This is a genomic window from Lysobacter soli (assembly GCF_003382285.1).
GTDB classification, from domain to species: Bacteria; Pseudomonadota; Gammaproteobacteria; order Xanthomonadales; family Xanthomonadaceae; genus Lysobacter_J; species Lysobacter_J soli.
In genome coordinates this window covers 1-1,172 of the sequence record NZ_QTJR01000027.1, presented here as the reverse complement: position 1 = coordinate 1,172, position 1,172 = coordinate 1, and the positions used below count along the sequence as shown (strand labels likewise).

The 1,172-nt window shown below is 66.1% G+C and carries 1 protein-coding gene; it reads left to right on the top strand.

The window, feature by feature from the left end; translation table 11 throughout:
• The coding region (locus tag DX912_RS18105) for a HAMP domain-containing protein (RefSeq protein ID WP_181902894.1) at positions 1–1,172 on the top strand (1,172 nt) is incomplete at both ends.

The following is a 1,172-nucleotide window of genomic DNA, read 5'->3' as shown; positions in this document are numbered from 1 at the left end:
ATCAACACGATGGTGGACCAGCTCAACGGCTTCTCCTCCGAAGTGACGCGCGTGGCGCGCGAAGTGGGTACCGAAGGCAAGCTCGGCGGCCAGGCGCAGGTGCCCGACGTCGCCGGCACGTGGAAGGACCTCACCGACCACGTGAACTCGATGGCGTCCAACCTGACGCTGCAGGTGCGCAACATCGCCGAGGTGACCACCGCGGTGGCGAAGGGCGACCTGTCGCGCAAGATCACCGTGGACGTGCGCGGCGAAATCCTCGAGCTGAAGGACACCATCAACACGATGGTGGACCAGCTCAACGGCTTCTCGTCCGAAGTGACGCGCGTGGCGCGCGAAGTGGGTACCGAAGGACGCCTGGGCGGCCAGGCCGTCGTGCCGGGCGTCGCCGGTACGTGGAAGGACCTGACCGACTCGGTCAACGCGATGGCGTCCAACCTCACCTCGCAGGTGCGAAACATCGCCGAGGTGACCACCGCGGTGGCGAAGGGCGACCTCTCGCGCAAGATCACCGTGGACGTGAAGGGCGAAATCCTGCAGCTGAAGGAAACCATCAACACGATGGTGGACCAGCTCAACGGTTTCGCCGCGGAAGTGACGCGCGTGGCGCGCGAGGTCGGTACCGAGGGCAAGCTCGGCGGCCAGGCGCAGGTGCCGGGCGTCGCCGGCACATGGAAGGACCTCACCGACAACGTCAACTCGATGGCGTCCAACCTCACCGCGCAGGTGCGAAACATCGCCGAAGTCACCACCGCGGTGGCGAAGGGCGACCTGTCGCGCAAGATCGCCGTGGACGTGAAGGGCGAAATCCTGCAGCTGAAGGAAACCATCAACACGATGGTGGACCAGCTCAACGGCTTCGCCGCGGAAGTGACGCGCGTGGCGCGCGAGGTCGGTACCGAGGGCAAGCTCGGCGGCCAGGCGCAGGTGCCGGGCGTCGCCGGCACATGGAAGGACCTCACCGACAACGTCAACTCGATGGCGTCCAACCTCACCGCGCAGGTGCGAAACATCGCCGAAGTCACCACCGCGGTGGCGAAGGGCGACCTGTCGCGCAAGATCGCCGTGGGCGCGGAAGGCGAAATCCTCCAGCTGAAGGAAACCATCAACACGATGGTGGACCAGCTCAACGGTTTCGCCGCGGAAGTGACGCGCGTGGCGCGCGAAGTCGG